Genomic DNA, 23,863 nt, shown 5'->3' with positions numbered 1-23,863 from the left:
GCACCTCCTTGACCCGCAGCGGAACCACGTCGAACCGGTGTCGAAACGCTTCGTCGAAACGCTTCGACTAACCGTTTCGACGAACGATAGGTCGCGTGTTACGACGCCGTCAACAGTTGATGTCGCAAAGAAATCCGCAGGGTGCCGCCGGTTCACCGCTCGACGCCCCTGCTCAGCGGCTTCCTTCGATGCCGGACACGCCCCAGGATGTGGACGGCAGGCCCTTGAACCGCCGAAACTCACCACGATCGAACAAGCCCGGACACGGAGCCTCGACTTGAACCCGACGGCGCGACGCAGAGGCCGCCATGTGATCCAGGTCACGGCGAGCGGAAGTCGTGTGGAGTCGGGATCTACGAGCCGGCTCCGCCGAAGCCGCCCTCGTTCGCCGCCATCATCACGTTCAACTGCTCTCCGGCTGCGCGACTTTCCTACGCGTGCCGAGCAGGCTGCCGAGCCCGAGCGGGAGATCGGAAGCCTCAGCGGTGTCGCTCAGGACGAGCCGGCGGGCCAGCACCTGGCAGTAGGTCGGGCGGGCCTGGGCGTGTCGGGCGCGGCCCGCGTCGGTCAGGAACACGTTGATGCCCCTGCGGTCTACCTCGCAGAGTCGCCGTTCGATGAGGCCCTGCTTTTCGAGGCGGCTCATCAGGCGCGACAAGGCGCTCTGAGTGATCGGCACGACGTCGGCGATGTCCTGAACGCGCGGCTTGTCGTCCGGGGAGCATTCCGCGAGCTGGTCGAGGACCTCGAATTCCTGGCAGCTCAGGCCGTGCTGCTGCTCGAGGGCTTGCTCCAGGGCGTTGCCGACGCGGGCCCTGCGGTTGGTGAGCTCTCGCCACTGGTCGACGAGGGCTTGGTCTGCCCGGCTGCCGGCGGTCTGCATGGCGGCGAGGTTAGCACATGTGCTTGCACTAGGTGCACAAGCACTAGGTTCGGCTACATAAAGTTCTGAGTCATTTAGTTCTTTCTCATTAAGTGCATGTGCACATAGTGTCTGTCGGCGTGAGCCACAACGACACTCTCGCCGCGCCGCCTCAGAGCACAGACTCCCCACCCCCGACCGCCGCAGCCACCTCCCCAGGACCCGCGATCTGGTCCCGCAACTTCCGGCACTACTTCACCGCCCGCAGCGCCGGCCTGCTCAGTTGGGCCATGCTGCCGGTCGCGGTCGCCGCGGGCCTGCTCGCCGGCGGATACGGCCTGGACACAGCCGGATACGCGATGGCCTTCCTGGTCGGCCCGTTCGCAGGGCTGGTCCTGTTCGGCGGGGTGCTAGCCGACCGGTTCACGGCCCGGCGGATGATGATCGTCGCCGATCTGGCCAACCTCGCCGCGCACGTGCTTCTCGCCCTGCTGTTCTTCTACGGCATCGATCACCTATGGCAGCTGTACGCGCTGCTCACGGTGGCCGGAACCGCCAACGCGCTGTTCCAGCCCGGTGCGGCCTCGACCGTCCCGCTGGTCGCCCGCGACGTCCAGGGGGCCAACGGGGTGCTACGCACCTCCGAAGCGCTCACCGGGCTGGGCGGCCCGGCACTGGCCGGTGTCTTCGTCGGGTTCGGAGCCACCGGCTGGGTCATGATCGTCTCCGCTCTCGCCTACGGCACCAGCGCGGTATGCCTGCTCGCGCTGCGCCTCGCGACCGTGCCCGCCCCGCCCACCGGGCAGAGCCTGTGGCGAAACCTGGCCGTCGGCTGGCAGGAGTTCCGCTCCCGCAGCTGGCTGTGGGGCGTGATCGTGATCTGGATGTTCTTCGCGGTGCTGTCCTGGGGACCGCAGCTGTCGGTGGCCGCCGGGGTCATCGTGCCCGAACACGGCGCAACCGCCTTCGGGCTGCTCAACGCCGCCCTCGGCGCGGGCACCGTCGTCGGCGGCCTGCTCGCGATCCGCTACAAGCCCGCCCGTCCACTGGCCGCCGGAGCAGTGGCGATGCTGGCCTACCCGCTCTACCCGCTGGGCATCGTGCTCGGCTGGCCCGTGTGGCTGCTGGCCGCCGCCCAGGTCGCCGTGGGAGCGGGGATCGGCGTCTGGGGTGTCATGTGGGCGACCAGCGTGCAGACCCAGGTGCCAGGCGAGGTGCTCAACCGCGTCCACGCCTACGAGGTCGCCGGTTCGGTCGGCATGTACCCGATCGGCAGCGCGTTGGCAGGCCCGGCAGTCGCGGCGTTCGGCACCGACGGCGTGCTCCTGGTGGGCGTCGTGGTCGCCCTGTTCACCGCGACAGCCCTGTTGGCCGCCCGGCCGATCCGCACCCTGAATCGGGTCCAGACCCCCGGCTGAGCCGACGGCGGCTCCGCCCGGCCGGTTCTCCGACCGGACGTAGCCCGTGTCGTCCGTGCTCCGTGCTGACGGCGCACGGACGACACGGGGCCTCGCGCCATCGGTGGCCTGGCGCTGACCTCCATACAGAGCCCGCCCGCCAGGGGCCGGTCGCCGTCATCGACATGGGCTCGACAGCGCGCGCTCGACGGGCGGCTCCCGCGGAATGTTCAGTACGTCAGGCCGAAGCCCTGCGCGAACAGCGGCGTCTGCCCGTCGCCGGCGTTGATCGGCTGCTGGCTCACCGAGTTCATCCAGGTCATCGGCGTCTTGCCGGTCGGCGGAACGGCGCCGAAGAGCACGTCGGCGACGCCCCCGCCTTCGGTGCCCGGCAGCCAGGCTGCCAGCAGCGCGTTCCATGCCGGCAGGTTCGCGGCGATGTCCAGGGGGCGGCCCGATACCAGCACCACGATGACGGGCACGCCGGCTTTGCGCAGGGTGTCGATGGCGCGCAGGTCGTCGCGGTCCAGGCTCATGCTGCCGGTGCGGTCGCCCTGACCTTCGGCGTACGGGGTCTCCCCCACCACGGCGATCGCGGCCCGGTACGTGCCGTCGATGCCGGTGCCGCGCTGGTGGTAAGTGACGGTGGTGGTGGGGCCGACGGCGGCACGGATGCCCTGCAGGATCGTCGTGCCCGGGGTGATGTTGCCGGAGCCGCCCTGCCACGAGATGGTCCAGCCGCCGGACTGGTGGCCGATGTCGTCGGCGTTCTTGCCCGCGACGAAGATCTTGCCGCCGTCGCGGGCCAGGGGCAGCACCCCGCCGGCGTTCTTGAGCAGGACCTGCGAGCGCGCGACGGCTTGGCGTGCCAGCGCCCGGTGGGCGGCGATGCCGACGGTCGGGGTGTACGCGCGGTCGGTCAGGGGACGTTCGAACAGGCCGAGCTCGAACTTCTTGGTCAGGATGCGCCGGTTGGCGTCGTCGACGCGGCTGGTGGTTATGTGACCGTTCTGTACTTCTGCGCGCAGGCTGGTCAGGAACGTCTTCCACGCGGTGGGCACCATGACCATGTCGATGCCGGCGTTGATGGCGGCGCTGACCTCGCCGGCGGTGAACCCGGACCGCCCGTCGATCTGGTCGATGCCGTTCCAGTCGGAGACGACGAACCCGGTGAAGCCGAGCTCGCCTTTGAGCAGGGTGGTGATCAGGTACTGGTGGCCATGCAGTTTGACGCCGTTCCAGCTGCTGTAGGAGACCATCACCGAGCCGACTCCGCGCTGTACGGCCGCCTGGAACGGAGGCAGGTGGATCGCGCGCAGCTGCGCTTCGCCGAGCTGGGTGTCGCCCTGGTCGTCGCCGCCGGTGGTGCCGCCGTCGCCCAGGTAGTGCTTGGCGGTGGCGAGCACGGACGCGGGTCCGCCGAGGGTGCCGCCTTGCAGGCCGGTGATGGCGGCGGTCATCGACGAGGCGATGTCGGGTGTTTCGCCGAAGGATTCGTAGGTGCGGCCCCAACGGTCGTTGCGAGCCACGCAGAGGCACGGCGCGAAGTTCCAATCGATGCCGGTGCCGGACACCTCTTCGGCTACGGCTCGGCCGATCTGCTGGATCAGCGCGGGGTCACCGGTCGCGCCGAGTCCGATGTTGTGCGGGAAGATCGTCGCGCCGACGACGTTGTTGTGCCCGTGCACGGCGTCGACGCCGTAGATCATGGGGATGGCCAGCGGGGTGGCCAGGGCCGCGTTTTGGAAGCCGTCGTACATGTCGGCCCAGCTCGTCGCGGTGTTGGGGGTGGGGGCTGAGCCGCCGCCGGACAGGATGGAGCCCAGCCGGTAGGTGGTGATGTCGGCGGCGGTGACCGAGCCTCGTTCGGCCTGGGTCATCTGGCCCAGCTTCTCGTCGAGGGTCATCCGTGACATCAGGTCGTTGACCCGGGTGGCGACGGGTAGGGACGGATCCTGGTAGGGCAGGACGGCCGCCGAGACCGGCGGCGGGGGCACGAGCACGGCGCTCAGGGCCACGGCGAGCAGGATTGCGGAGATCCGGTGGCGGACGTCGGTGTCCATGGCACGCTCCTGGGACGGGAGGAGTCTGTGGCTTGCGAGGGGCTGTCCTGTTCGGGTGTCGCTTCGTTCGGTGGTGCGTGTCGGGCGCTGCCGCCGGAGGCCCGGCGGCATGCATCGACGTATGACGCTGTATGCAAGAGCGTCCAGCGCGGTGACCGCGTCACTGTGTCGTTGCGGGCGAGCGGCGGCCCATGCCGCGGTCCCCCGTCTCCTCGCACGGCCTCGATGCGGCCGACGCGCACCGCCGACTCCCGGTTGCATCAAGCCAATTTGATGTAATCTGCTGGAGTGGTGGCGCTGCCTGCTCGGACACAGACACCCGCGTTTCTGCGGGTGGCCGGCCATCCGCTGCGCTGGCAGCTGCTGACCGAACTCGCCGCCGGCGACCGGCGGGTACAGGAACTGACGACGCTGCTCCACCAGCCGCAGAACCTGGTCTCCTACCACCTCGCGCAACTGCGCGCAGCCGGCCTCGTCACCGGCCGCCGCAGCAGCGCCGACGGCCGCGACACCTACTACCGCCTGGACCTGGCCCGGTGCGCGACACATCTGACCGCCACCGGCGGCGCGCTACACCCCGCACTCGGCCTGACCCCGCCGACGACGCCGACCGTCACGGCGTCCGGACAGGTGCTGTTCCTGTGCACCGGCAACAGCTCCCGCTCGCAGATGGCCGAGGCGCTGCTACGCCACCGCACGAGCGGTTCCGTCACCGTGTTCAGCGCGGGCAGCCAACCCAAACCCGTCCAACCCCACGCCATCGCGGTCATGGCCGCCCACGGCATCGACATGAGCACCGCGCAGCCCAAACACCTCGACGTATTCACCGGCACACACTTCGACCACGTCATCACCGTCTGCGACCGCATACGAGAGACCCGCCCGCAGCTGCCCGCCCGGCACACCGCCCACTGGAGCATCCCCGACCCGGCCCGCGACCCCGACGGCTACCCCGCGTTCGAACGCGTCGCCGCCGAACTCGCCGAGCGCGTCGGCTTCCTGATCCACACACTGACCCAACCGCAGCCACCGGAGGCACCATGAGCAGCCACGACGACCCGACCGTGCACGTCCGCTACCTCGTCGACGACGTGCAGGCCGCCGTCGACTTCTACACCACCCACCTCGACTTCACCCTCGGCACGCACTTCCCGCCCGCGTTCGCCGACGTCCGGCGCGGCAACCTGCGCCTGCTGCTGTCCGGGCCGAAGAGCTCAGCCGGGCGACCCATGCCCGACGGACGAACACCGCACCCCGGCGGCTGGAACCGCATCCACCTCGTCGTCGACGACATCGACGCCGAATCCGCCCGCCTGCGCGCCGCCGGCGTACGCTTCCGCAACGAGGTCATCTCCGGGCCCGGCGGCCGCCAGACCGTGTTCGACGACCCCGCCGGAAACGCCGTCGAACTGTTCCAACCAGCCCAGCCGTGAACCCTCCGGCCTCCACCACTCCCACGCGGACACCGCACACGGCGGCGCCGCCGGTCGGCTCGCCCTGGAAGCCGGCAATCATCAACCCTCGCCGACTACGCGGTCACCGGATGAGAACCGATCAGCGTCAGCTGCGCGGTGCGAGCACCACGACCGCGGTTTGCCTGGGGCGTCGTGCGGCGTACTCATCCAGGTTCGCGTCGATGGTGCGCCAACGGTCCCAGAGCCGCTGCCTTTCAGCGCCTACCGCGGCCCGTGCGGTCACGTAGCGGAACTCCCCGTTGAGTTCCGCCGTCGCTTGCGGGTCGGCGAGCAGGTTGAGCCACCAGGCGGGTTCGGCTGCGCCCCAGCCGTTCATGGCCATCGTGACGAGGTTGGGGCCGTCTTCGTAGTAGCCGACCATCACGCTGCGCTCGCGACCACTGCGGCGCCCGGTGGTGGTCAGCCGTAGGGTGCCCCAGCCGCCCGGCTTCGGACGGGACAGTCCCAGGCGTCCACCGCTGAGGTGGTAGACGCCTCGGTGGATCCGCCAGGCCGCGTGGATGACCCACCGGGGCGGCAGCATTGCCCGCGCCATAGCAACTCCGATCGGGCAGTCATGTCAAACATTATTTACACATTGACAGTAACCGACGTCGGCAATACCCGCTGGGCCCGCGCCTGCGACGAGGCTGCCGGCCAGGGCGATGCCGACCGCTGACCCGAACCGCCGGGCGGTGGAGGCGGGGAACGGGCACCACTGGCCCGGTAAGCGCTGCCACCGACCGTCGAACGGAGCAGCCCTACTGGATGATGGCCAGGAATGCCGCGATCAGCTCCTTGGCGATCGTGATGAGCCCGATCGCGAGGCCGACCGCGAGCGAGGCGGTCTGCAGCCGGTCAGCCGGGCGCGGCGCGCCTTCCGCCGCCGCCGGAGAAGCCGCTGTCGTCACTGAGGGCTCGATGACGACGACACTCGGCACCGCCTGCGGGGTCACCGACCCCGCAGGCGGATACGGCTGCGTCGGTTCGGCCGGTGCCTGAGGCGATGACTCCGGCGACGCCAGGGGCGACGGCTCGTGAAGCTGCTCGGGTATCGCCGCCGTCGGCGGGACGGCGGTGTCCGGGCCGGCTGTCCGGCCAGGACTCGACGCCTTCCACCGCAGCCCGCCTACGATGTCCGGCCACGAGACGGCCGCGCCGAGGGCCAGCGACGCCGTTGCTCCGATGATCGTCGCACCGATCACCGCGGCGTGATGGCCACCGGACGCGTACACCGGGTACGAGTCGAAGCCCGCGTACACGGTGACGGCAGCGCCGAGCACGCCCGCGACGGCGGTCATCGTGCGCCGTCGGCCAGCCGTCCGACCGGTGGTGGCGGCACCCACGCCTGCGGCGAGAGCCACCGAGCCGAGGGCCGTCGCGAACGCCCGGAGCACCGACTTCTCCTCACTGCCGAGGTACGGCAGGAACGTGAGTGCCAAGCAGACCAGGGCGAGCAGTCCGAGGGCGCCGCTGAGGCCCGCCAGGCGGAAGCCGTACGCCAGCAGCAGGACGCCGACGCCCACCAGCGAGACGACCAGCGCGGCCAGCGACACCGGGGTGACCCAGGATATCGGCAGCCACCACCACAGCTCGTGGTGCGTGACGACTACGGCGAGCCCGGCGACGAACAGTGCGCCGCCGGTCGCCCGGACCACGACCTCCCCGCCGGCGCCGGCTGCCAGCAGGCAACCGGCGGCCAGCGCCAGCAACGCGACGGCCGCGAGCACCCCGGCGTCGCCGCCGCTCTGGTCGATCCGCCAGCCGCTCAACAGGCCGACCACGGCGAGCAGGACGGCACCCAGCCCGATCCATACCCGACTGATCACTGGACGCCTCCAGACAGGGGTGTACGTTCTCGTGACAGTCAGTCTGTCGACCTCGCCCGTGGCGGACAAGACACCGTTCGGCGGGCGGCGTTGTCGTTGATGAGACGTTGCGCCACAGCCGACCGCACCGCCGTTACTTCACGAGAGTGACTCGCGAGCTTCCGAGAACAACCCCGAGGAACCCTTGCCCCTGACCGGAAGCAGCCTTAAATTGCATTGATGATCCTCAGTGAAGAGCCTCGCCCTGACCCCTTCCAGACGGTCAGCCACGGCGATCTGCGGCCCGAGGATCTCGGCGGCATCGCCTACCTGCGGGGACTTTCGAGACGGGGATTCATCACCGGCGCCGCGTTGGCGGCGTCCGGGGTGTCGGCCGCCTTTGTGTTGCTGCCCGGCTCCGCTCAGGCTGCGGGCAGCTATCAGCGGCCGTGCGGAAGTGTCCGGATCTCGAGTTCTTGGCAGGACCACCGGAACCGGACGCCGCCTTCGGCTGAGCCGGGCACTGATTACGCGGTCGGGACCGGCACTCCCGTCATGGCCGCCACCAGCGGCACGATCCGTTTCGTGAAGACCGACACCTCCACCGCGACCGGGCGCGTGGTGGGCATGGCCCACGACGATGGCAACTACACCCGGCACCTGCACCTGTCGAGGATCACCGTCTCCACCGGGCAACGCGTGTCGCGAGGCCAGACGATCGCCTACTCCGGCGCCTCGGCCAACGGCAGCGACTCCGGTGTCGGACCGCATGTGCACACCAGTCTGTGGCTGAACACCGGCAGTCCGACGAATTTCGGCGCGACGGTCGATTTCGAGAACCACGTCGGAGACGTCGCCAACCCGAACCCGCCCGACCAGGAGGTAGATGAAGTGTTCATCGCGAATGTGCGAGGCAACTGGTACCTGGTAGTCCCCCAGGGCACCAACAAGCCGCGGGCCGTCGTCCTCGGCGGCGACAGCAACGCCGCCGCTTCCGGCATACCCGTCCTCAACTTCACCTGGGATCCGTCGATCAATGCGCTCCGGGCCGCGGTCGACGGCATCGGTTGAGCTGACCCGGCACGTCACTGTCATGGCAGCAGTCGAGGGTTGACGGTGAGGGCCGGTGCGGCGTTCTCGGCGAGCCAGTGGGCCATGTCGGGCCACCAGGCCCCGGCCGCGGGGTCGACGGTGCCGTACTCGGGGTCGGCGGGTCCGGCGGTGCCGCGCTTGCAACTGCCGTCGGATTCGCCAATGGTCTTGATCCACAGGAAGGCGTCGGTCAGCGGCAGGCCGGTGTCGGCCGTCGGCCGCGCGCCGATGCCCCGGGCGGGCGGGTTGCACCAGGTCTCGGCGTCGGTGTACTTGCCCGCGGGCGGGGTCCAGGGGCCGAGGCCGTTGCGACTGGTGTCGACGACGTGGTGCGCGAGTTGGTCGACGGGCGGGGCGCCGACGTTCTGGTCGAACCACTCGTCGGTCCAGTGCCACGTCGCCGGGTCCTCGTAGACGACGGCGTTGCCGGGTTGCCCGTCATTGGGCGCGGCGGCCGAGTAGTACTGGCCGGCGCACCAGTCGGTGTGTCCGCGGGCCCAGTCCGGGCCGCGGGTCGACCACCACACGCATTTGGCGACCCAGGTCGCGTAGCGGGTGTTCTGCTCGGTGCGCCAGTAGTTGGAGACGTTGAGGGCGAAGCCGCGTGCCTGGTCGACGCCGGCCTGCACGAGACGTTCGGCGATGACGCCTACGGACTGCCAGCCGCTGTTGCCTGCGTCGAGGTAGACCGAGGTGTTGGGCTGGGCGCCGAACATGCCCACGGCCGCCTTCAGGTCGGCCAGGCGCTGGGCGGTGAGCTCACCGGTGGGGTCGATGTTGCCCGCGCAGTCCTTGGGCAGCAGCGACAGGCCGTCGGGTTCGACGACGACCACGGCCCTGCCGTCGCCGATCGCCGTGGCGAACGCCGCGATCCAGGCCCGGTACTCCGCGGAGGACTGCGCGCCGCCGGCGGAGTACAGGCTGCAGTCGCGCCCGGGGATGAAGTAGCTGACCAGCACGGGCACGGTCCGGGTCGCCCGCGCGGCGGACATGATCCGGCGCACCTGGGCGCCGATCTGCGCGGGTGTCCCGTTGTCGATCCAGATCGCCTGCGGCCAGGTGGCGAGCCTGGCCATCCGCGCGGCGTCGGCGAGGTCGCCCGCGCGCAGGTCGGCGAGGGCCTGCCGGGCGGCCCCGGCCTCCGGGTCGACGTAGAACCGGGTGTCGGCGGGCAGGGCGCGCTGGGCCGGGGCCACGGGCTCGGCGGCCCGTGCGGGGGCGCCGGCCACCGCCGCCGTCAGGGCTGCGGCCGCCAGCGACGCCAGCAGCCGTCGTGGTAGGTGCATCGGGTCTCCTCGGGATGGGACGGACTGGAAGCGCTCCCAGTTTCTTGATGCATCGTCATCGATGTGAACCGTACTGTCAATGGCAGACAGCGATTCAGGGCATCGCAACCGCTTCCACATCGGCCGGATCTGCGGCAACCGGCTCGGGACCGGCCGCGCGGCCGCGCCGGCCGCCGGCATCGGGCTCGCCGTACGCCTCGGCGCGCCGCGGCTGCCCTACTATGGGTCCCGCCGACCCCGCGACGAGAGACCGGTCCCCGCTCATGGACACCGCGCCGCCCGACCGTTCGCCCACCCTCGACGACGTAGCCGAGCGGGCGGGAGTGTCGCGTTCGGTGGCCTCACGGGCGATCAACAACGTCGGCAACGTCAGCGCCCCCAAGCGCGTGGCGGTGCAACGCGCGGTCCGGGAGCTGGGCTACGTTCCCAATCCGTCCGCCCGTGCGCTGGCCACCAACCGGGTCGGCGCGGTGGTCCTGGCGGTGGCCACCGACGAGCCCGGCATCTTCGCCGACGCCTTCTTCGCCCAGGTCATCTATGGCATCAGCGTCGCGCTGGAACCCACCGACTTCACCCTGACCCTGGTGCTGGCGGGGCGGCCGGAGGGCCGGGCCAAGCTCCAGCAGATCGTGCGCTCGCGCCGCGCGGACGGCATCATGCTGATGAACCTCCACGGCGACGACCCGCTGACCCGGCTCGCCGAGCAGACGACGGTGCCTGTCGTGTTCGGCGGACGGCCGCTGCGCGGCGAACCCCGCTGGTACGTCGACACCGACAACCGCGGCGGCGCGCGGCTGGCCACCGAGCACCTGATCGAAGCCGGGCACCGCCGGATCGCCACCATCACCGGACCGCTCAGCCTCGATGTCGCCGAATCCCGCCACCGGGGGTTCCGTGACGCGATGGCGGTCGCCGAGCTGCCGGCGACGCGGGTCGAGCACGCCGACTTCAGCGAGGCCGGCGGCGCCGCGGCGATGACCCGGCTGCTGCGGGCGCATCCCGACCTCGACGCGGTGTTCGCCGCGTCCGACAACATGGCCGCCGGCGCGCTGCGGGTCCTCCGCGCACACGGGCGCGCGGTTCCCGGCGACGTCGGCGTCGTCGGTTTCGACGACCTGCCGACCGCCCAGCACACCGATCCCCAGCTCACCACGGTCCATCAGCCCGTACGGGCGCTGGGTGCGGAGATGACCCGTATGCTGCTGTCCATCCTGGACGGCGCACGGCCGACCCCGCTGATCCTGCCGACCCGGCTGGTCGCCCGCGGTTCGACCCGCACACCCGTGCCCGGCTGAGCGGTCGGCTGCCGGCGCAGCGGTCGTGGCCGCCGCACGGACGGCGATCCCGGTGGCACGCCGGTGCGCGCCGAGGATCGCCGCCCGCGGGTACGGAAGCACCCCGTTTCCCGGCTGACCACAGGTGTTTCATGTGCGTTGACGCCGCCGTGACCACCCGGGCCGAGCGGACGAACCATGGATGGAAACTGGTAGCGCTTCCACTTTGGAAGCTACACGCGGGTGACCATCGCGTAAAGGCCAACTTACGCGCGCCATACAAGTCCACCTTGACAGCTATTTTGATCCATGCACATCATTCTTGTGACGCCGCTGAACCACTGGAAGCCGTTCCAGGATGGTGCTCGTGCACCTGTCCGCCCGCCCGTGCCGGTTGCCCCGCACCACCCGTCCACGGCGCACCGCCTGCCCGCGGTCGCCCCCAGAAGATGGAGCAGGCAATGCAACGCCTCACCCGCACCCTCGCCGTCGCCGTGACAGTGGCGCTCGCCGCCGTCACCGGCGCCGTCCAGCTCCCGTCCGCCGCCCACGCCGCCATCGGCGGCAGCTTCACCGACAACTTCACCTCGTTCGACACCAGCCGCTGGTACAAGGCCGACGGCTGGAGCAACGGCAGCATGTTCAACGTCGGCTGGCGCGCCGACCACGTCTGGTTCAACGGCGGCGTCATGGGCCTCAACCTCGACAACGCCACCTGCCCGGCCGGCTGCTCGGGCAAGCCGTACGCCTCCGGCGAGCTGCGCACCACCGACCTGTACAGCTACGGCCGGTTCGAGGTGCGGATGAAGGCGGTCAAACGGTCCGGCACGGTGACGTCGTTCTTCACCTACACCGGCCCCAGCGACGGCCAGCCCTGGGACGAGATCGACGTCGAGATCCTCGGCAAGGACACCACCCGGATGCAGACCAACTACTTCACCAACGGCGTCGGCGGACACGAAGCGATCATCAATCTCGGGTTCGACGCCTCCGCCGGCTTCCACAACTACGCGATCGAGTGGTGGAACCAGGGCACGATCAACTGGTTCGTCGACGGCCGGCTCGTCCACCAGGAGAACGGGTCGCGCGGGCCGCTGCCCACCCGCCCCCAGCGCATCATGGCGAACCTGTGGCCGGGCATCGGCGTCGACGGCTGGCTCGGTCCCTTCACCTACCCCGGCTCGCCGCTGACCGCCCGCTACGAGTGGGTCAAGTACACGAAGTACTGATGGTCCGGGCCGGGCGCGCAGGACCTGAACGATCCTGCGCGCCCGGCCAGCCAGATGGCCCCGTGCTGTCAGGCCGGGAAGATGAACCAGTAGAAGGTGGCCTTGGCGGTCCGGCCGGCCGCGTCGGTGACGGTCACGGTCGGGTTGGCGTTCTGCCAGGTGGTGGGTGTGCCGGAGATGACCCCGGTGGACTGGTTGATGGCCAGTCCGGCGGGCAGCCCGGTGGCGGTGAACCGGTAGGGCGTCGTACCCCCGGAGGCCTGGACGGCGAGGCTGACCGGGCGGCCGACGTAGGAGGTCTGCACGCCGGGATTGGTGACCGACAGGTTGCCGGGCGTGCCGCCGCCCTGGACGGTGAGGGTGAACGTGGTCCGGGCGCTGGACTGGCCGTCGTCGCCGGTGACGGTCACGGTGTAGGTGCCGGCGGGCGTGCCGGCCGTGGTGGCCACCGACAGCGTGGACGACCCGCCCACCTCGATCGCCGCCGGGGCGAAGGAGGCCGTGGCTCCGGTGGGCAGGCCGCTCGCGCTGAGCGTGATGTCGCCGGCCGGCGGCGGCTCGGTGCCGCCGGGCAGGTGCGGGGCGATGTCGGCGGCGTAGGTCGACACCCGGGTGTAGACCGCGTACCAGTCGCAGGCCGTCGACATCCACGAGAAGACGCCGACGACGGTGCTGCCGACCAGGAACGGGCCGCCAGAGTCGCCCTGGCAGGCGGCGGCGTGCCCGTCGGCGTATCCGGTGCAGATCATCGCCGGGGTCTTGTACTGGCCGGTGTACCGGCCCTGGCAGCCCGAGTCGGGCGCCACCGGGATCGAGGCCTTGCGCAGCACATCGCTGTACGTGCTGGCCCCGATCTTGCCCCAGCCGATGGAGACGCCGACGGTGCCCGGGGTCTCGTCAGCCGACGCGGTGTTCAGCTTCGGGTAGGTCATGCCGGCGGGCACGGGCACGTCCCGGTCCAGGGTGACCACGGCGACGTCGGCGCCCTGGGACCAGTGGCTGTAGGACGGGTGGACCCAGTAGGAGGCGATCTCGGCGGTGAAACCGGGGTCGTTGAGGTTGGTCGCCCCGTACACGTACCACTTGCGGCCGGGACTCTCCAGCAGGCAGTGCGCGGCCGTGAGCACGGTGCGCGGCCCCATCAGGGTCGACGAGCAGGACTGCTGGCCGGGGAAGCTGCTGCCCTCCCGCCGCTGCGAGATCATGAACGGGTTGGCTTCGACGGTGGTGGGCTGCCCGCCGACCACGGCCGGGCCCGAGCCGCCACCCGCCCCCGTGGCGGTCGCGGTGATGCGGGTGGTCGCGGTGCCGCCGGCCTGCACCGTCGCCGAGGACGGGCTCGCCGACAGGCTGAAGTCACCGGTCGGCGGCGGGGTGCCCTCCCCGGCCACGTGCAGCAGCTTGTTCGGGGTGCCCGCCGGCAGGCCGGTCATGACTCCTGTCGTCGCGTTGTCCATGACCCAGGAGTGGACCTGCGCCGGGCTCGCGTCCGGGGCCGTGCTCAGGTGGCGGGCGATGGCGCCGGCCACGTGCGGCGCCGCCATCGACGTTCCGGACAGGGTGGTCGTGGCGGTGTCGGAGGTGTGGTACGCCGACGGGATGTTGCTGCCGGGGGCGTGCAGGTCCATGCAGGTGCCGTAGTTGGAGTCGCCGGCCTTGGTGTCGCCGGAGGTGGCGTTGCCGATCTGCAGTGCCTCGGTGACCTGCCCGCCGGGGCCGTGGTTGCAGGCGTTGGCGCCGTTGTTGCCGGTGATCAGGGACCACTGCACGCCGGAGGCGATCGACGAGCGGATCGCGTCGGCGGCGATGTCGGCGTCGTCGGTGTAGACCGACAGGTTCACCACCGCGGGCTTCTGCGCGTTCGCGGTGATCCACTCTGCGGCGCGGGCGACGTCGATGTCCTGGCCCATGCCGTTGCAGCCGAGCACCCGCACCGACCAGAGGTTGGCTTTCTTGGCCACCCCGTAGGTCTTGCCCGCGGCGATGCCCGAGACGTGGGTGCCGTGCCCGTGGCAGTCCCCGCCGCTGGTCGACGGGGACACGAAGTCGGTGCCGAGTCTGGCCCGGCCCTCGAACTCGGCGTGGGTGAAGCGGATGCCGGTGTCGACGACGTAGATGTTGACGCCCTGCCCGGCCGCCGCGTCGTCGTAGTGGTAGGCACGGTCCAGCGGGAGGTTACGCTGGTCGATGCGGTCCAGGCCCCAGTTGGGCGGGTTGGGCTGGGTGACGCCGGTGGCGACGCCCGAGGTGCCCGACTGGGTCACCGCGGCGACCTCGGGCCGGGCGGCGATGCGCCGGGCGGCCCGTTCCGACAGCCCCTGCACGGCGTAGCCGGTCAAGGTGCGGGTGTAGACCGAGTGCAGCCTGCCGCCGTAGCGGGCGACCGCCGCCGCCGCGGTGGCGCGCACGTCCTGCCCGGCCAGGGCGGACGGTTTGAGAGTGACGAGGTATGCGCCGGCGACCGGTTTGCGGGCTTGAACACGTACCGGGGCCTCCGGTTCGGACCAGGCGGCGCCCGGGGTCAACGCCAGCAGCAGCGCGGACAGACCGGCCGCCGCCAGCAGGCGGTGGGTTCGCATGAGTGCCTTCCTTCGCGTGAAACGAATGGTGAAGGCACCCTAGAAGCGACATCGATCGATAACTAAGGGTTAGTTGGCAGGTAAGTTACCGTGACCTGACACCGACCATCAGCGCAGCTCAGCACCTCCGCAGCGGTGTTACGCGACCTGCGGTGCCCGGTCAGGACTCCCATTGCACGCCGACCACCCCGGGGCCGAGGTTCTCCACGACCGCCGTCGCCGTCCGGCCGCTGCCCAACCACAGCTCCGCCGACTCCCGCGGGCCGGCGCCGAGCCTGCGCTGCCGGTAGCGGAACACCCGGGCCGGCACCCGCCCGGCGAACACCACCCGGCACGTCCACAACCGGCACCGGCGGGTGAACGTGCGGTAGTAGAAGTCGCTGTCCTCGTCGTCAGGGGCGGCGAAGCGCAGCTCGTACTCGACGGCCGTCAGCTCACCGGCGGCCAGGCGCTGGTCGAACACCAGCTCGGCCACGCTGACCCCGTCCTCGCTGCGCACCCGGCCCAGCCGGCACTGCGCGAGCGCGCTCCACTGCGGGGCGGCGACGACGCCTCGGTCGTCCTGGTAGAAGACCACGGCCCGGCCCACGCCGTCGCACAGCGCGCGCACCACCAGCCGCACGCGCAGCGACCGGCTCGCCGCACGGACCACGTACACGTCGTCGACGGCCAGGAACTCCAGCTGCCCGTCAGGTGGCGCGTCCATCTGCGCGAGCAGAGCCGGCCGCGCCGGCCACAGCTGCCGGCGCGAGCCCGAGCCCGCTGGGCGGTGCGCCCACGCCGGTCCCCCGTCGCGGCCGCGCAGCAGCGCCGACAGCGCTCCCCGGGGCAGGTCCAGCAGTTCCTCCAGCACCGGCAGCGCGGCCAGGGACGCGCCCCGCTCGGGCCGCGACCGGCCCGAGCGCCAGTACGACAGGGTGGCCCGCGACAGGCGCACGCCCCGCTCGGCCAGCCGCGCGGTGAGCCGTTCGAGCGTCGTGCCGCTGGCCTCGATCGCGACGTCCAGCGCGACCGCGAACGGCCCGGTCCGTAACGCCTGCGCGACATCGGGCTCCACCATCGCACCAGCCTCGCCCGACCCGGCAGGGATGTCCATCCACGCCGGTGCCCGCTGTCAGCAGGCGCGCTGCAGCTGCGCCGACGGGCTGACCAGAACGCCGTCGGGAAGATCGTCGAGGAACTCGGAACGGGCCCCGCGCCTGTCCGAGCAAGCAATCGCACGTCGGTCCTGGTCGTCGATGATCATGACCTCATCCGCAAGGGCCTTGTCAACTCGTTCGAACGCGACCGGTGGTTCCAGGTGGTCGGGCTCGCAGCCACCGCCTCAGACGCCCTGCGCCAGTTCACCGTGCTCGAACCCCAAGTCGTCATCATGGACCTGCGGCCGCCGGATGGAAGCGGCCTGGAGGCAACACGAACCATACGCAAGATCAGCTCCACGGTCGGCATCGTTGTACTCACCATGTATGCCGGCGACGACCAGCTCTTCGGCGCCCTCGAGGCAGGCGCCAGCGCCTTTGTGCCCAAAACCGCGCCGGGCGACGAAGTCGTCGCCGCAGCCCGACACGCAGCGTCGGCACCCAGCGCGTTCACTGCCGCAGACCTCGCTGAGGCGATGAAGCGACGGCTCACACCAGGCGGTCCGCAATTGTCACCCCGCGAACGCCAGGTGCTCGAGCTGCTGGCCGAAGGAATGAGCGTAGCCGGAATCGCGAGACAGCTGTTCGTCGGCGAGCCAACGGCCAAGACCCACATCAGCAAGTTGTACGAGAAGCTCGGTGCCGCCAACCGCGCCCAGGCATTGATGACCGCGCTACGCCTCGGCCTGCTGAAAGGCCGCTGACGCGCCGATATTCGGTTGATCCAATGGTGGTGCCGTCGCCTCGACACAATGAGCCGGCACCACCAGCTCAACCCACACGACCGCGCTACCGCAGCACCGTCAGAACCGGGGCTCACCGGCTACGCGCGGGCACAGCGGCCAGAGATCGCGATGCACTCCGGCGCAGCCCACACTCGCGGTGCGCACGTGCCCGAGCGCATCCGTGACCGCGACGATGCGGTCCATCGCCGTATACAACCGCATCTTCTGTTGAACGTGCCCCGACCGACCTCGCTACTGCGTCTGGCTGTGATCGACAACCGGGTCGCTCCGCTCGGACGTTGTCGACGTCGGTGTCCGCGAGCAGGTCAGCCGTTCGCTTCGCGGACGTCCTTTCCCAACTCGGCGAACTCTTTGAAGTCCTGCATGTGCTGCAGCGACTGGTTGCGGAAGGAGCCGGGCATCAGCAGTCCGACCAGCCGCATCAGCACACCGCTGAAGCGGTATTCGTTCTCGCTCTCCCAGAGCGTCGTCGCCGAACCGGCTTCGGTGAACCGGTCGCGCACGGCGCTCCACATGCCCTCGCTGACGATCTCGCGGTCGAAGTGAACGACGCATTCTTTCGGGATCCCGTGCAGGTCGACTGGTTCCCGGCGGGTGATGGTCTCGGTGGCCTCCATCCTCTGCTGCCCGAACTGCAGCACGACCCGCGACTTGGTGCCGACCTGCCCGTGCACCCCGCTCAGCGGCTCGTGCAGCACCATCCCCCGCAGCCACTTCGGCAGGTGTGCCGGGTCGGCGAGCAGCTGGACCACCCGCTCCCGCGGCAGGGCGATCTCGATCGAGACGGTGTACTTCATGGCGGAGCGCTCCAGGTTCCCGAGTGAACGGCGTACCCTAACAGCCCCGCCTCACCCGGAGCGTGTTCCAACCTCGTTTCCGCCGCTCACGGCTCACTTGCTGCTGACCTGGCGCCCCCGTCCCGACGCCGTAGGAGACCGGGCGAAACCCGCGACCCTCCGTCGGCACGTATAGTCGCCGACGCGAGAAGGATCTACGTTGCATGGGAGTCACCCGGTGAACCGTCGTATTGCTGGCGCAGTGATGGCCGTTGCTGCCGCGACTCTGCTCGGTCTCACGGGCTGTGCCACGGCGGACGGATCCGCCGGCAGCCCGGCTGCCACGACGGCCGCGCCGGTTGACGCGAGCACGTCCTTCGCCGCCGCGACAGCCGCCCTGACCACCAAGCCGATCGCCTTCACCATGTCGCTGCCCGGCCAGTTCTCGGTCACCGGGAGCATGGACCCCGCCAATCGGCGGGCCGAGGTCGAGGGTCTCATGACCATGTCCGGCAAGAACTCCGACATCCATCTCATCGCCATCGGTGACGACGTCTGGCTGAAGATGAGCGGGATGACCAAGCTCTCGAACTCGAAATGGATGCACACCACCGCGGATCGGGTCACCGGCAGCACGTTCGACATCGCCAATCCCAAGAACCCCGGCGGGATCATGAACCTGATCAACGCTGTGGTCCAGGTGGAGCACAGCGGCGCGACCGGCTTCCGAGGACTTCTCGACATGACGAAGTCGCCCTCCGCCGACCCGAACATGACCGGCGCGGTCGCCGAGAAGCTCAGCGCCGTGCCGTTCACGGCGACCACCGACACCGACGGCAACCTCGCCGGCATCCGCATCGACATGAGCGCGTTCGCGCCCGGAGTGACCATGAGCGCGACCTACCAGTACGGCCGGCCCGTCGAAGTGACGGCGCCGCCCGCGAGCGACGTGATGCCGATGCCCACCGAACTGCTGCCCGGCTCCTGACCTGCTCGTCCAGGTCGGCTACCGCGACGACCGGAGCGTCTCCCGTCGAGCAGGCGACGCGGTCGATCTCCACCGCGACAGCCGGCCAGGCCGCTGAGCCTGCTCAGAGTCGATGATTCGCCATACCGCCCGTGCCACTGGGACCTCCGGCCGTTAGATCGATGTCGATCATTGACGAAGCGTTCGGTGCTGCCGATGATGTGCACAGTCCGCTACCGAGGGAGAGCCATGAACAAGCCGCTCAAGGACCGCGCAGTCGTCAAGGTCACCGGCACCGTGTTGATCGTGGCGGCCGTACTCACCACGCTGTACGCGCTGGGAGCGCCCGCAGTCATCATCAAGTGACGCTCGGCACCCCGTGCCGCACCTGCTGTTCGTGCTGTCCCCGCTGGTCGCCGCGGCGCTGGCGGGGCTGGCCCTGCGACGTGTGCCGTGGCGGCTGACCCGGCTGCGCCTACGCGCCAACGCCCTGCTCTGGGCCGCCGCAGCCGCCGCCGTGATCCGCTACACCGCTCCCGGCTGGGTGCCGGAGCCGATCCGGCACTCGCACGGCCTCTGGCTGGCCCTGCTGACCTGGGCGATCGGCACCGCCTGGGTCGCCGCCAACCTCCCGACCTCGCCCGCCGGCATCCGGGGCGGGCTGTGCCTCATGTGGACGGGGTTCACCCTCAACTCCGCCGCCATCGCCGTCAACGGCGGGGCCATGCCGTTCGCGGCAGGCGCTCCCGCACGAGAAGCGGTGGGCCACGTGCGGTTGCGACCGGATCACCACCTGCCCTGGCTCGCCGACGTGATCCCGGTGCCGATGTTCGCGCGCGTGGTGAGCGTCGGAGATCTCATACTGATGGCAGGCATCGCCTTCCTGCTCACCGCAGCGATGGCAGGCCGGGACCGCGAGGGACGGGTCTCATGATCGCTGGCCGCCGACGGTGCCGAGCAGGATTCATGGTCGCCCCAGATGTCCCGCTGCGCGCGAACGAAGGTCGAGTCAGCCGACATCGCCGCCGGACCCGCAGGTGGCGGCTACGATGGAGGCGATGAAGATCATCTGATGTCCGATCGGCCTCCAGGGGGCGTGGATGCCGGATCCCGCTGTGATGCCTGCGGTCCAGGATGACGAATTCTCCCGGATACTGGCCGACCGCGCCGTTACGCCGGTGTTCCAACCGATCGTTTCGCTCGACGACGGGCTGACGGTCGGCTTCGAGGCGCTGATCCGAGGCCCCGAAGGCAGCCGGTTCTCGACCCCGGACGCGCTTTTCGCCGAGGCGGAGCGGCGGGGCGCGGTCGTCGAGCTGGACTGGATCTGCGCCGGCGCCGCCTGCACCGCTGCCCTGGACGCCGGACTCGACGTCCCGCTGTTCCTCAACGTGGAGCCGGACACGTTCGGGTCCACGCCGCCACCCGAGCTCACCGACGGTTTCGCGCGGGCGGCCGGGCGACTCGACCTGGTGTTCGAGGTGACCGAGCGGGTGGTCAGGGATCCGGCCACGTTGATCCGCTCCGTTGTCGGCGCACGCCGCGCACGCAGCCGCATAGCCCTCGACCGGATCCCGCCCCTGGCGCACGGTTTCGGCCACCCCGGCGCCTGACCCGCCGCACAGTCCATGGAAATTGCATGAAAGGGTCTAATCCTCACGAAAGCGATGTTTATCGCCGTCAGGAAGCTCGCGTCATTGCGCTGAAGCGCGCCCGCGGCTGCGACCTGACTTGAGAATTATGGTGATGGCGTAGAGCAGCTTCGCGCTGCTCGAACACGCGGCGGCATTCCATGGATGCGCCCCAGGTGGTACGGCTGCCACGCTCGTCAACGTCCTGCGCCGAAAGGTGGACGCCCATGTCGAGCACACCTTCGGCCTCGGCCGGGCAGCACAGGCACCGGTCCGCGTGGACCGTGATCGCGGGGATCGCCGTGTTCACCGCCGTCGCGGGCCTGCTCGTCGGCCTCGGCCCGCTCCCGCGTACGGCCATGTACGGGGCGCTGTGCGTGCTGTACGGGGCCAACGCCGTCGGTTCGCTCCTACAGGCCAGGCGCAGCACGCCCACGGACCCCCGAACCCGCGCCTTCTGGCGCTGGGCGGCGGTCGGCGGCACTGTCCTGATGGCCGGGTCCGTCGTGCAGATACTGCCCGGGATCGGCGCCTGGCCCGTCGCGACAACGCCGATGCTGATCACCAAGGCGCTGGCGGTCGCGGGCTTCGCGGCCGTCACCTGGCCCATGCTGACGTGGCCGCTCAACATGGCCGGGCGCCAACGGCTGCGCATAGGCCTGGACGCGGCCACCGTGATGTGCAGCGTGGCCGTGTTCACCTGGGCACTGGCCCACAGCACCGGCGCACGGCCGGTCGACGAGGTCGACCTGCTGCTGACGTTGCTGGCCAGCGGGGTGCTGGTCGCGGCCGCATTCGCGATGGTGCGGTTGGTCCTCGGCGGATCGGCTCCGTTCACGCCCGCGACCGCGGCCACCGGCACGTCGGCGCTGCTCCTGCTGTCCATCGGCATCGCCTCCGACGGGCTGACCGGCCCGCAGCCCGACGCGCGACTGCTGTTCACCTTGAAACTGCTCTCCGGGGCGCTCCTCGCGATCACGCCTCAGGTCGAACAGCTCACCTACACCGCGGGCCGCCCGGCGGGGCCGCCTCGACGGATCAGCGGCACGCTGCCGTACCTCGCCGTGGCGGCCGCGCAGCTGTTGCTGATCCTGCAGCTGTGGCGAGACGGACTGACCCGCGCGACCTGGGGCGTCGTCGCAGGGATGGCGCTGATCACGGCGCTGGTGACGGTGCGGCAGAAGATCACCGCGACGGACAACGACCGGCTGATCGACCAGCTCGACGCGACCATGACCACGCTCAGCGCACAGGAACGGCGCTTCCGCTCGCTGGTGCAGAACACCTCCGACGTGACGCTGGTCGTCGGCCGCACGGGCGACATCGAATACGCCAGCCCGTCACTGCGTACGGTGCTGGGCATCTCGCCACAGGAAGCGCAAGGCAGACCCGCGCGCAACGTGCTGACGACCCAGCAGCCCGACGGCGCCCAGGAGTGGCTGACCCCCCTCTACAGCCGGCCCGCCCACCGCGACGAACTCCAGGTACGGCTGCACGACGGCGCTCTCAAGCACCTTGAACTGATCTCCACGAACCTGCTGGACGACCCGTCGGTCGGCGGAATCGTGATCAACTTGCGGGATGTCTCCGAGGCCAAGACCTTCAGCGACGGCTGCTCCACCAGGCAACCCATGACAGCCTCACCGGCCTGGCCAACCGCGCACTGCTCAACGAGCAGCTCAGCGACGACAGCCGGACCCACGGCAGCAACGCCGTGCTGCTGCTCGACCTCGACGGCTTCAAGGAGGTCAACGACCGGTTCGGCCACCACGTCGGCGACCAGCTGCTGATGGCCGTCGCCCAGCGGCTGCGCCAGATGGTGCGCCACGACAACCTGGTCGCGCGGCTCGGCGGCGACGAGTTCGTCGTCCTGCTGCGCGACAGCACGGCCGACGCCGCCGTGCGCACAGCCAACCGCCTGCTCGAAGGGGTGGGCCGCACGGCCTGCCTCGACGGCGACAGCACCGTGCAGGCGCAGACCAGTATCGGTGTCGCGGTCGGCGCCGACACCCCGTTCGACACCCTGCTCCGGCAGGCGGACGAGGCGATGTACCACGCCAAGCGCAGCGGTTCCGGGGTGTCGCTGTACACCGGTGCCGACGACCCGCCCCCGCCCACCTGACCGCTCCACCTCACCTCGGGCCCGCACCAGGTCGGACGTGGCGCTCCCGGCTGTTCAGCCGCCGACGTGGATCCCGGGCCGGCGGGCCGGGTCGCGCTCGCTCTGCCGCAGGATCTCCCGTACCACCGGCGGGGTGTCACCGCGCCCGAGCAGCAGGTACCGGAACAGGTGCGTCAGCGGCGAGCCTTCGGACCATTCGAAGTAGCAGTGCGGGCGTACGCCGGTGGTGTCGCGCAGTGCCAGCAGGATCGCGGCGATGGCGTTGGGAGCGGCCGGCGCGGCGGCGCGCAGCACCCGGTGGTTGCCGACCTGTACGCCGGTCACGTGCAGGACGTTGGTGAACTGCGACGGGTCGACGACGTCGATCTCCAGGAACATGACGTCGGCTCCGCCCGGCACGGGGTTCATGCCGCGCTGCTCCGCCTCCTTGACCGCGTACTCGGCGGTGTCGCCTGACTGGCGGCGGTTGGCGATCAGGTTGATGGCGCCGTCGTAGTCCAGGGTGTCGGTGACGAACTGGCGGGCGCGAGTGTCGAACTCGATGTGCTGGACGCGCAGCTCGGTGGTGCGGGTGATCCGCGAGATCAGCGAGATCACCACGATCGCGGCGATGAACATGGCCGAGATCGCGATGCCGTCGGGCTTCTCGTGGATGTTCTCGCCGAGGGCGTACAGCAGGATCAGGGTGAGCACGGCGAAGCCGGTCGTGGCCTTGCGGCGGCCGTGCCGCCACGCGGAGATGGTGACGGCGATGCTGCCGGAGACCATCATCGCGAGGATGCCGGTGGCGTACGCACCCGCCTGGGCTTCGACGTCGGCTCCGAAGGCGATGGTCACCGCGATGCACACGGCCGTGTAGACCAGCACCACCGGCCGCACGGCGCGACCCCACTCGGGGGCCATGCCGTAGGAGGGCAGGTACCGGGGCACGATGTTGATCAGTCCTGCCATCGCCGACGCGCCGGCGAACCACAGGATCAGGATGGTGCTGATGTCGTAGACGGTGCCGAAGCCCTCGCCCAGGTGCTCGTGGGCCAGGTAGGCCAGCGCGCGGCCGTTGGCGGCCCCGCCTTCGGCGAACTGCTCGGCGGGGATGAGCACGGTGGTGACGAAGCTGGTGGCCAGCAGGTACACCGACATGATCAGCGCGGCGGCGGTGAGCAGCCTGCGGGTGTTGCCGATCCGGGAGACCAGCCGCTGCCGCGCGTCGCCGCCGTCGGCCTTGACCAGCGGCATCATGCTCACGCCGGTCTCGAAGCCGGACAGCCCGAGCACCAGCAGCGGGAACGCCAGGATCGCCGGGCCGAGGACACCGCCGAAGCCGCCTCCCCCGCTGGTCAACGCACTGGTCCAGCCCGACCACGCCCCGGGCGTGGTGACGACCTCGACCAGGCCTGCCACGACGATGATCGCGTTGAGGCCGAGGAAGACCGCCACG

At 70.3% G+C, this 23,863-nt stretch carries 20 protein-coding genes and 2 pseudogenes; 12 read left to right on the top strand and 10 right to left on the bottom strand.

The window, feature by feature from the left end; translation table 11 throughout:
* Positions 1-403 precede the first annotated feature (403 nt).
* Positions 404-883 carry a MarR family winged helix-turn-helix transcriptional regulator gene (locus Cco03nite_RS28045; protein ID WP_203695348.1) on the bottom strand — a complete coding sequence of 160 codons (480 nt, stop codon included), beginning with the start codon at positions 881-883 and terminating at the stop codon, positions 404-406.
* 119 nt (positions 884-1,002) lie between these two features.
* Here Cco03nite_RS28045 and Cco03nite_RS28040 point away from each other — a divergent pair, with 119 nt between their 5' ends.
* Positions 1,003-2,280: an MFS transporter gene (locus tag Cco03nite_RS28040; RefSeq protein WP_203695346.1), complete on the top strand. Its 1,278-nt coding sequence runs from the start codon at positions 1,003-1,005 to the stop codon at positions 2,278-2,280.
* A gap of 209 nt (positions 2,281-2,489) precedes the next feature.
* Here the strand turns inward: Cco03nite_RS28040 and Cco03nite_RS28035 are convergent, their stop codons facing one another.
* Positions 2,490-4,322: a glycoside hydrolase family 3 protein gene (locus tag Cco03nite_RS28035; RefSeq protein WP_203695344.1), complete on the bottom strand. Its 1,833-nt coding sequence runs from the start codon at positions 4,320-4,322 to the stop codon at positions 2,490-2,492.
* Between the two features lie 291 nt (positions 4,323-4,613).
* Between Cco03nite_RS28035 and Cco03nite_RS28030 the strand changes: the two genes are divergently transcribed.
* Together Cco03nite_RS28030 and Cco03nite_RS28025 are read left to right on the top strand one after the other, a co-directional pair.
* Entirely contained in the window at positions 4,614-5,366 is a 753-nt protein-coding gene (locus Cco03nite_RS28030; RefSeq protein ID WP_239167721.1) for an arsenate reductase/protein-tyrosine-phosphatase family protein, read from the top strand.
* On the top strand, positions 5,363-5,755 hold the full coding sequence (locus Cco03nite_RS28025; protein WP_203695340.1) for a VOC family protein: 393 nt from the start codon (positions 5,363-5,365) through the stop codon (positions 5,753-5,755). The genes Cco03nite_RS28030 and Cco03nite_RS28025 overlap by 4 nt, the downstream gene beginning before the upstream one ends.
* A gap of 127 nt (positions 5,756-5,882) precedes the next feature.
* Here Cco03nite_RS28025 and Cco03nite_RS28020 read toward each other — a convergent pair whose 3' ends face one another.
* Both Cco03nite_RS28020 and Cco03nite_RS28015 read right to left on the bottom strand, forming a co-directional pair.
* Complete coding sequence (locus Cco03nite_RS28020) at positions 5,883-6,332, bottom strand: nitroreductase/quinone reductase family protein (RefSeq protein WP_203695338.1); 450 nt, start codon at positions 6,330-6,332, stop codon at positions 5,883-5,885.
* 205 nt (positions 6,333-6,537) lie between these two features.
* Complete coding sequence (locus Cco03nite_RS28015) at positions 6,538-7,605, bottom strand: hypothetical protein (protein WP_203695336.1); 1,068 nt, start codon at positions 7,603-7,605, stop codon at positions 6,538-6,540.
* A gap of 219 nt (positions 7,606-7,824) precedes the next feature.
* On the opposite strand from Cco03nite_RS28015, the gene Cco03nite_RS28010 reads away from it, so the two are divergent.
* Positions 7,825-8,655 carry a M23 family metallopeptidase gene (locus Cco03nite_RS28010; protein WP_203695334.1) on the top strand — a complete coding sequence of 277 codons (831 nt, stop codon included), beginning with the start codon at positions 7,825-7,827 and terminating at the stop codon, positions 8,653-8,655.
* 20 nt (positions 8,656-8,675) lie between these two features.
* Here Cco03nite_RS28010 and Cco03nite_RS28005 read toward each other — a convergent pair whose 3' ends face one another.
* A complete protein-coding gene (locus tag Cco03nite_RS28005; RefSeq protein WP_203695332.1) occupies positions 8,676-9,962 on the bottom strand; it encodes a glycoside hydrolase family 6 protein in 1,287 nt (428 codons plus the stop codon).
* Between the two features lie 263 nt (positions 9,963-10,225).
* Between Cco03nite_RS28005 and Cco03nite_RS28000 the strand changes: the two genes are divergently transcribed.
* Both Cco03nite_RS28000 and bglS read left to right on the top strand, forming a co-directional pair.
* Positions 10,226-11,257, top strand: coding sequence for a LacI family DNA-binding transcriptional regulator (locus Cco03nite_RS28000; protein ID WP_203695330.1), 1,032 nt, complete (start codon positions 10,226-10,228; stop codon positions 11,255-11,257).
* Positions 11,258-11,697: 440 nt separating this feature from the next.
* A complete protein-coding gene (gene bglS, locus Cco03nite_RS27995; protein WP_203695329.1) occupies positions 11,698-12,465 on the top strand; it encodes a beta-glucanase in 768 nt (255 codons plus the stop codon).
* A 68-nt stretch (positions 12,466-12,533) separates the two neighbouring features.
* Here the strand turns inward: bglS and Cco03nite_RS27990 are convergent, their stop codons facing one another.
* From Cco03nite_RS27990 to Cco03nite_RS42935, 3 genes are all read right to left on the bottom strand, one after another.
* A complete protein-coding gene (locus Cco03nite_RS27990) occupies positions 12,534-15,044 on the bottom strand; it encodes a trypsin-like serine protease (RefSeq protein WP_203695327.1) in 2,511 nt (836 codons plus the stop codon).
* A gap of 160 nt (positions 15,045-15,204) precedes the next feature.
* Positions 15,205-16,104 (bottom strand): hypothetical protein, encoded by a 900-nt coding sequence (locus Cco03nite_RS27985; RefSeq protein WP_203695325.1) that lies wholly within the window; start codon positions 16,102-16,104, stop codon positions 15,205-15,207.
* A 54-nt stretch (positions 16,105-16,158) separates the two neighbouring features.
* On the bottom strand, positions 16,159-16,290 hold the full coding sequence (locus tag Cco03nite_RS42935; RefSeq protein ID WP_275412080.1) for a hypothetical protein: 132 nt from the start codon (positions 16,288-16,290) through the stop codon (positions 16,159-16,161).
* On the opposite strand from Cco03nite_RS42935, the pseudogene Cco03nite_RS27980 reads away from it, so the two are divergent.
* Positions 16,273-16,906, top strand: a pseudogene (locus Cco03nite_RS27980) (response regulator). The gene Cco03nite_RS42935 and the pseudogene Cco03nite_RS27980 overlap by 18 nt on opposite strands.
* A 328-nt stretch (positions 16,907-17,234) precedes the next feature.
* On the opposite strand, the gene Cco03nite_RS27975 reads toward Cco03nite_RS27980, so the two are convergent.
* Positions 17,235-17,726, bottom strand: a complete 492-nt coding sequence (locus Cco03nite_RS27975; RefSeq protein ID WP_203695323.1) for an SRPBCC family protein — start codon at positions 17,724-17,726, stop codon at positions 17,235-17,237.
* Between the two features lie 244 nt (positions 17,727-17,970).
* On the opposite strand from Cco03nite_RS27975, the gene Cco03nite_RS27970 reads away from it, so the two are divergent.
* The 5 genes and pseudogenes from Cco03nite_RS27970 (at position 17,971) to Cco03nite_RS27950 (ending at position 22,425) form a co-directional block, all read left to right on the top strand.
* Positions 17,971-18,693, top strand: coding sequence for a hypothetical protein (locus Cco03nite_RS27970; RefSeq protein WP_203695321.1), 723 nt, complete (start codon positions 17,971-17,973; stop codon positions 18,691-18,693).
* Positions 18,694-19,051: 358 nt separating this feature from the next.
* Complete coding sequence (locus tag Cco03nite_RS27965) at positions 19,052-19,606, top strand: DUF5317 family protein (RefSeq protein WP_203695319.1); 555 nt, start codon at positions 19,052-19,054, stop codon at positions 19,604-19,606.
* Positions 19,607-19,772: 166 nt separating this feature from the next.
* Positions 19,773-20,285, top strand: a complete 513-nt coding sequence (locus Cco03nite_RS27960; RefSeq protein ID WP_203695317.1) for an EAL domain-containing protein — start codon at positions 19,773-19,775, stop codon at positions 20,283-20,285.
* A gap of 179 nt (positions 20,286-20,464) precedes the next feature.
* A pseudogene (locus Cco03nite_RS43095) lies at positions 20,465-21,892 on the top strand (PAS domain S-box protein); the annotation flags it as partial.
* 23 nt (positions 21,893-21,915) lie between these two features.
* Positions 21,916-22,425, top strand: coding sequence for a GGDEF domain-containing protein (locus Cco03nite_RS27950; protein WP_308440666.1), 510 nt, complete (start codon positions 21,916-21,918; stop codon positions 22,423-22,425).
* Between the two features lie 54 nt (positions 22,426-22,479).
* Here Cco03nite_RS27950 and Cco03nite_RS27945 read toward each other — a convergent pair.
* The coding region (locus tag Cco03nite_RS27945; RefSeq protein ID WP_203695311.1) for an APC family permease at positions 22,480-23,863 on the bottom strand (1,384 nt) is incomplete at its 5' end.

It is taken from the genome of Catellatospora coxensis (assembly GCF_016862635.1).
GTDB classification, from domain to species: domain Bacteria; phylum Actinomycetota; class Actinomycetes; order Mycobacteriales; family Micromonosporaceae; genus Catellatospora; species Catellatospora coxensis.
Note: the sequence above shows the minus strand (reverse complement) of the source record. Positions and strands in the feature narration are given on the sequence as shown.

Bases quoted from the DNA above. Each gene is read 5' to 3' on its own strand.
- Cco03nite_RS28045 (WP_203695348.1), bottom strand. From the start codon at position 883: ATGCAGACCGCCGGCAGCCGGGCAGACCAAGCCCTCGTCGACCAGTGG.
- Cco03nite_RS27990 (WP_203695327.1), bottom strand. From the start codon at position 15,044: ATGCGAACCCACCGCCTGCTGGCGGCGGCCGGTCTGTCCGCGCTGCTG.
- Cco03nite_RS28005 (WP_203695332.1), bottom strand. From the start codon at position 9,962: ATGCACCTACCACGACGGCTGCTGGCGTCGCTGGCGGCCGCAGCCCTG.
- Cco03nite_RS42935 (WP_275412080.1), bottom strand. From the start codon at position 16,290: ATGATCATCGACGACCAGGACCGACGTGCGATTGCTTGCTCGGACAGG.
- Cco03nite_RS28025 (WP_203695340.1), top strand. From the start codon at position 5,363: ATGAGCAGCCACGACGACCCGACCGTGCACGTCCGCTACCTCGTCGAC.
- Cco03nite_RS27975 (WP_203695323.1), bottom strand. From the start codon at position 17,726: ATGAAGTACACCGTCTCGATCGAGATCGCCCTGCCGCGGGAGCGGGTG.
- Cco03nite_RS28035 (WP_203695344.1), bottom strand. From the start codon at position 4,322: ATGGACACCGACGTCCGCCACCGGATCTCCGCAATCCTGCTCGCCGTG.
- Cco03nite_RS27985 (WP_203695325.1), bottom strand. From the start codon at position 16,104: ATGGTGGAGCCCGATGTCGCGCAGGCGTTACGGACCGGGCCGTTCGCG.
- Cco03nite_RS27960 (WP_203695317.1), top strand. From the start codon at position 19,773: ATGCCGGATCCCGCTGTGATGCCTGCGGTCCAGGATGACGAATTCTCC.
- Cco03nite_RS27970 (WP_203695321.1), top strand. From the start codon at position 17,971: ATGGCCGTTGCTGCCGCGACTCTGCTCGGTCTCACGGGCTGTGCCACG.
- Cco03nite_RS28010 (WP_203695334.1), top strand. From the start codon at position 7,825: ATGATCCTCAGTGAAGAGCCTCGCCCTGACCCCTTCCAGACGGTCAGC.
- Cco03nite_RS28020 (WP_203695338.1), bottom strand. From the start codon at position 6,332: ATGGCGCGGGCAATGCTGCCGCCCCGGTGGGTCATCCACGCGGCCTGG.
- bglS (WP_203695329.1), top strand. From the start codon at position 11,698: ATGCAACGCCTCACCCGCACCCTCGCCGTCGCCGTGACAGTGGCGCTC.
- Cco03nite_RS28000 (WP_203695330.1), top strand. From the start codon at position 10,226: ATGGACACCGCGCCGCCCGACCGTTCGCCCACCCTCGACGACGTAGCC.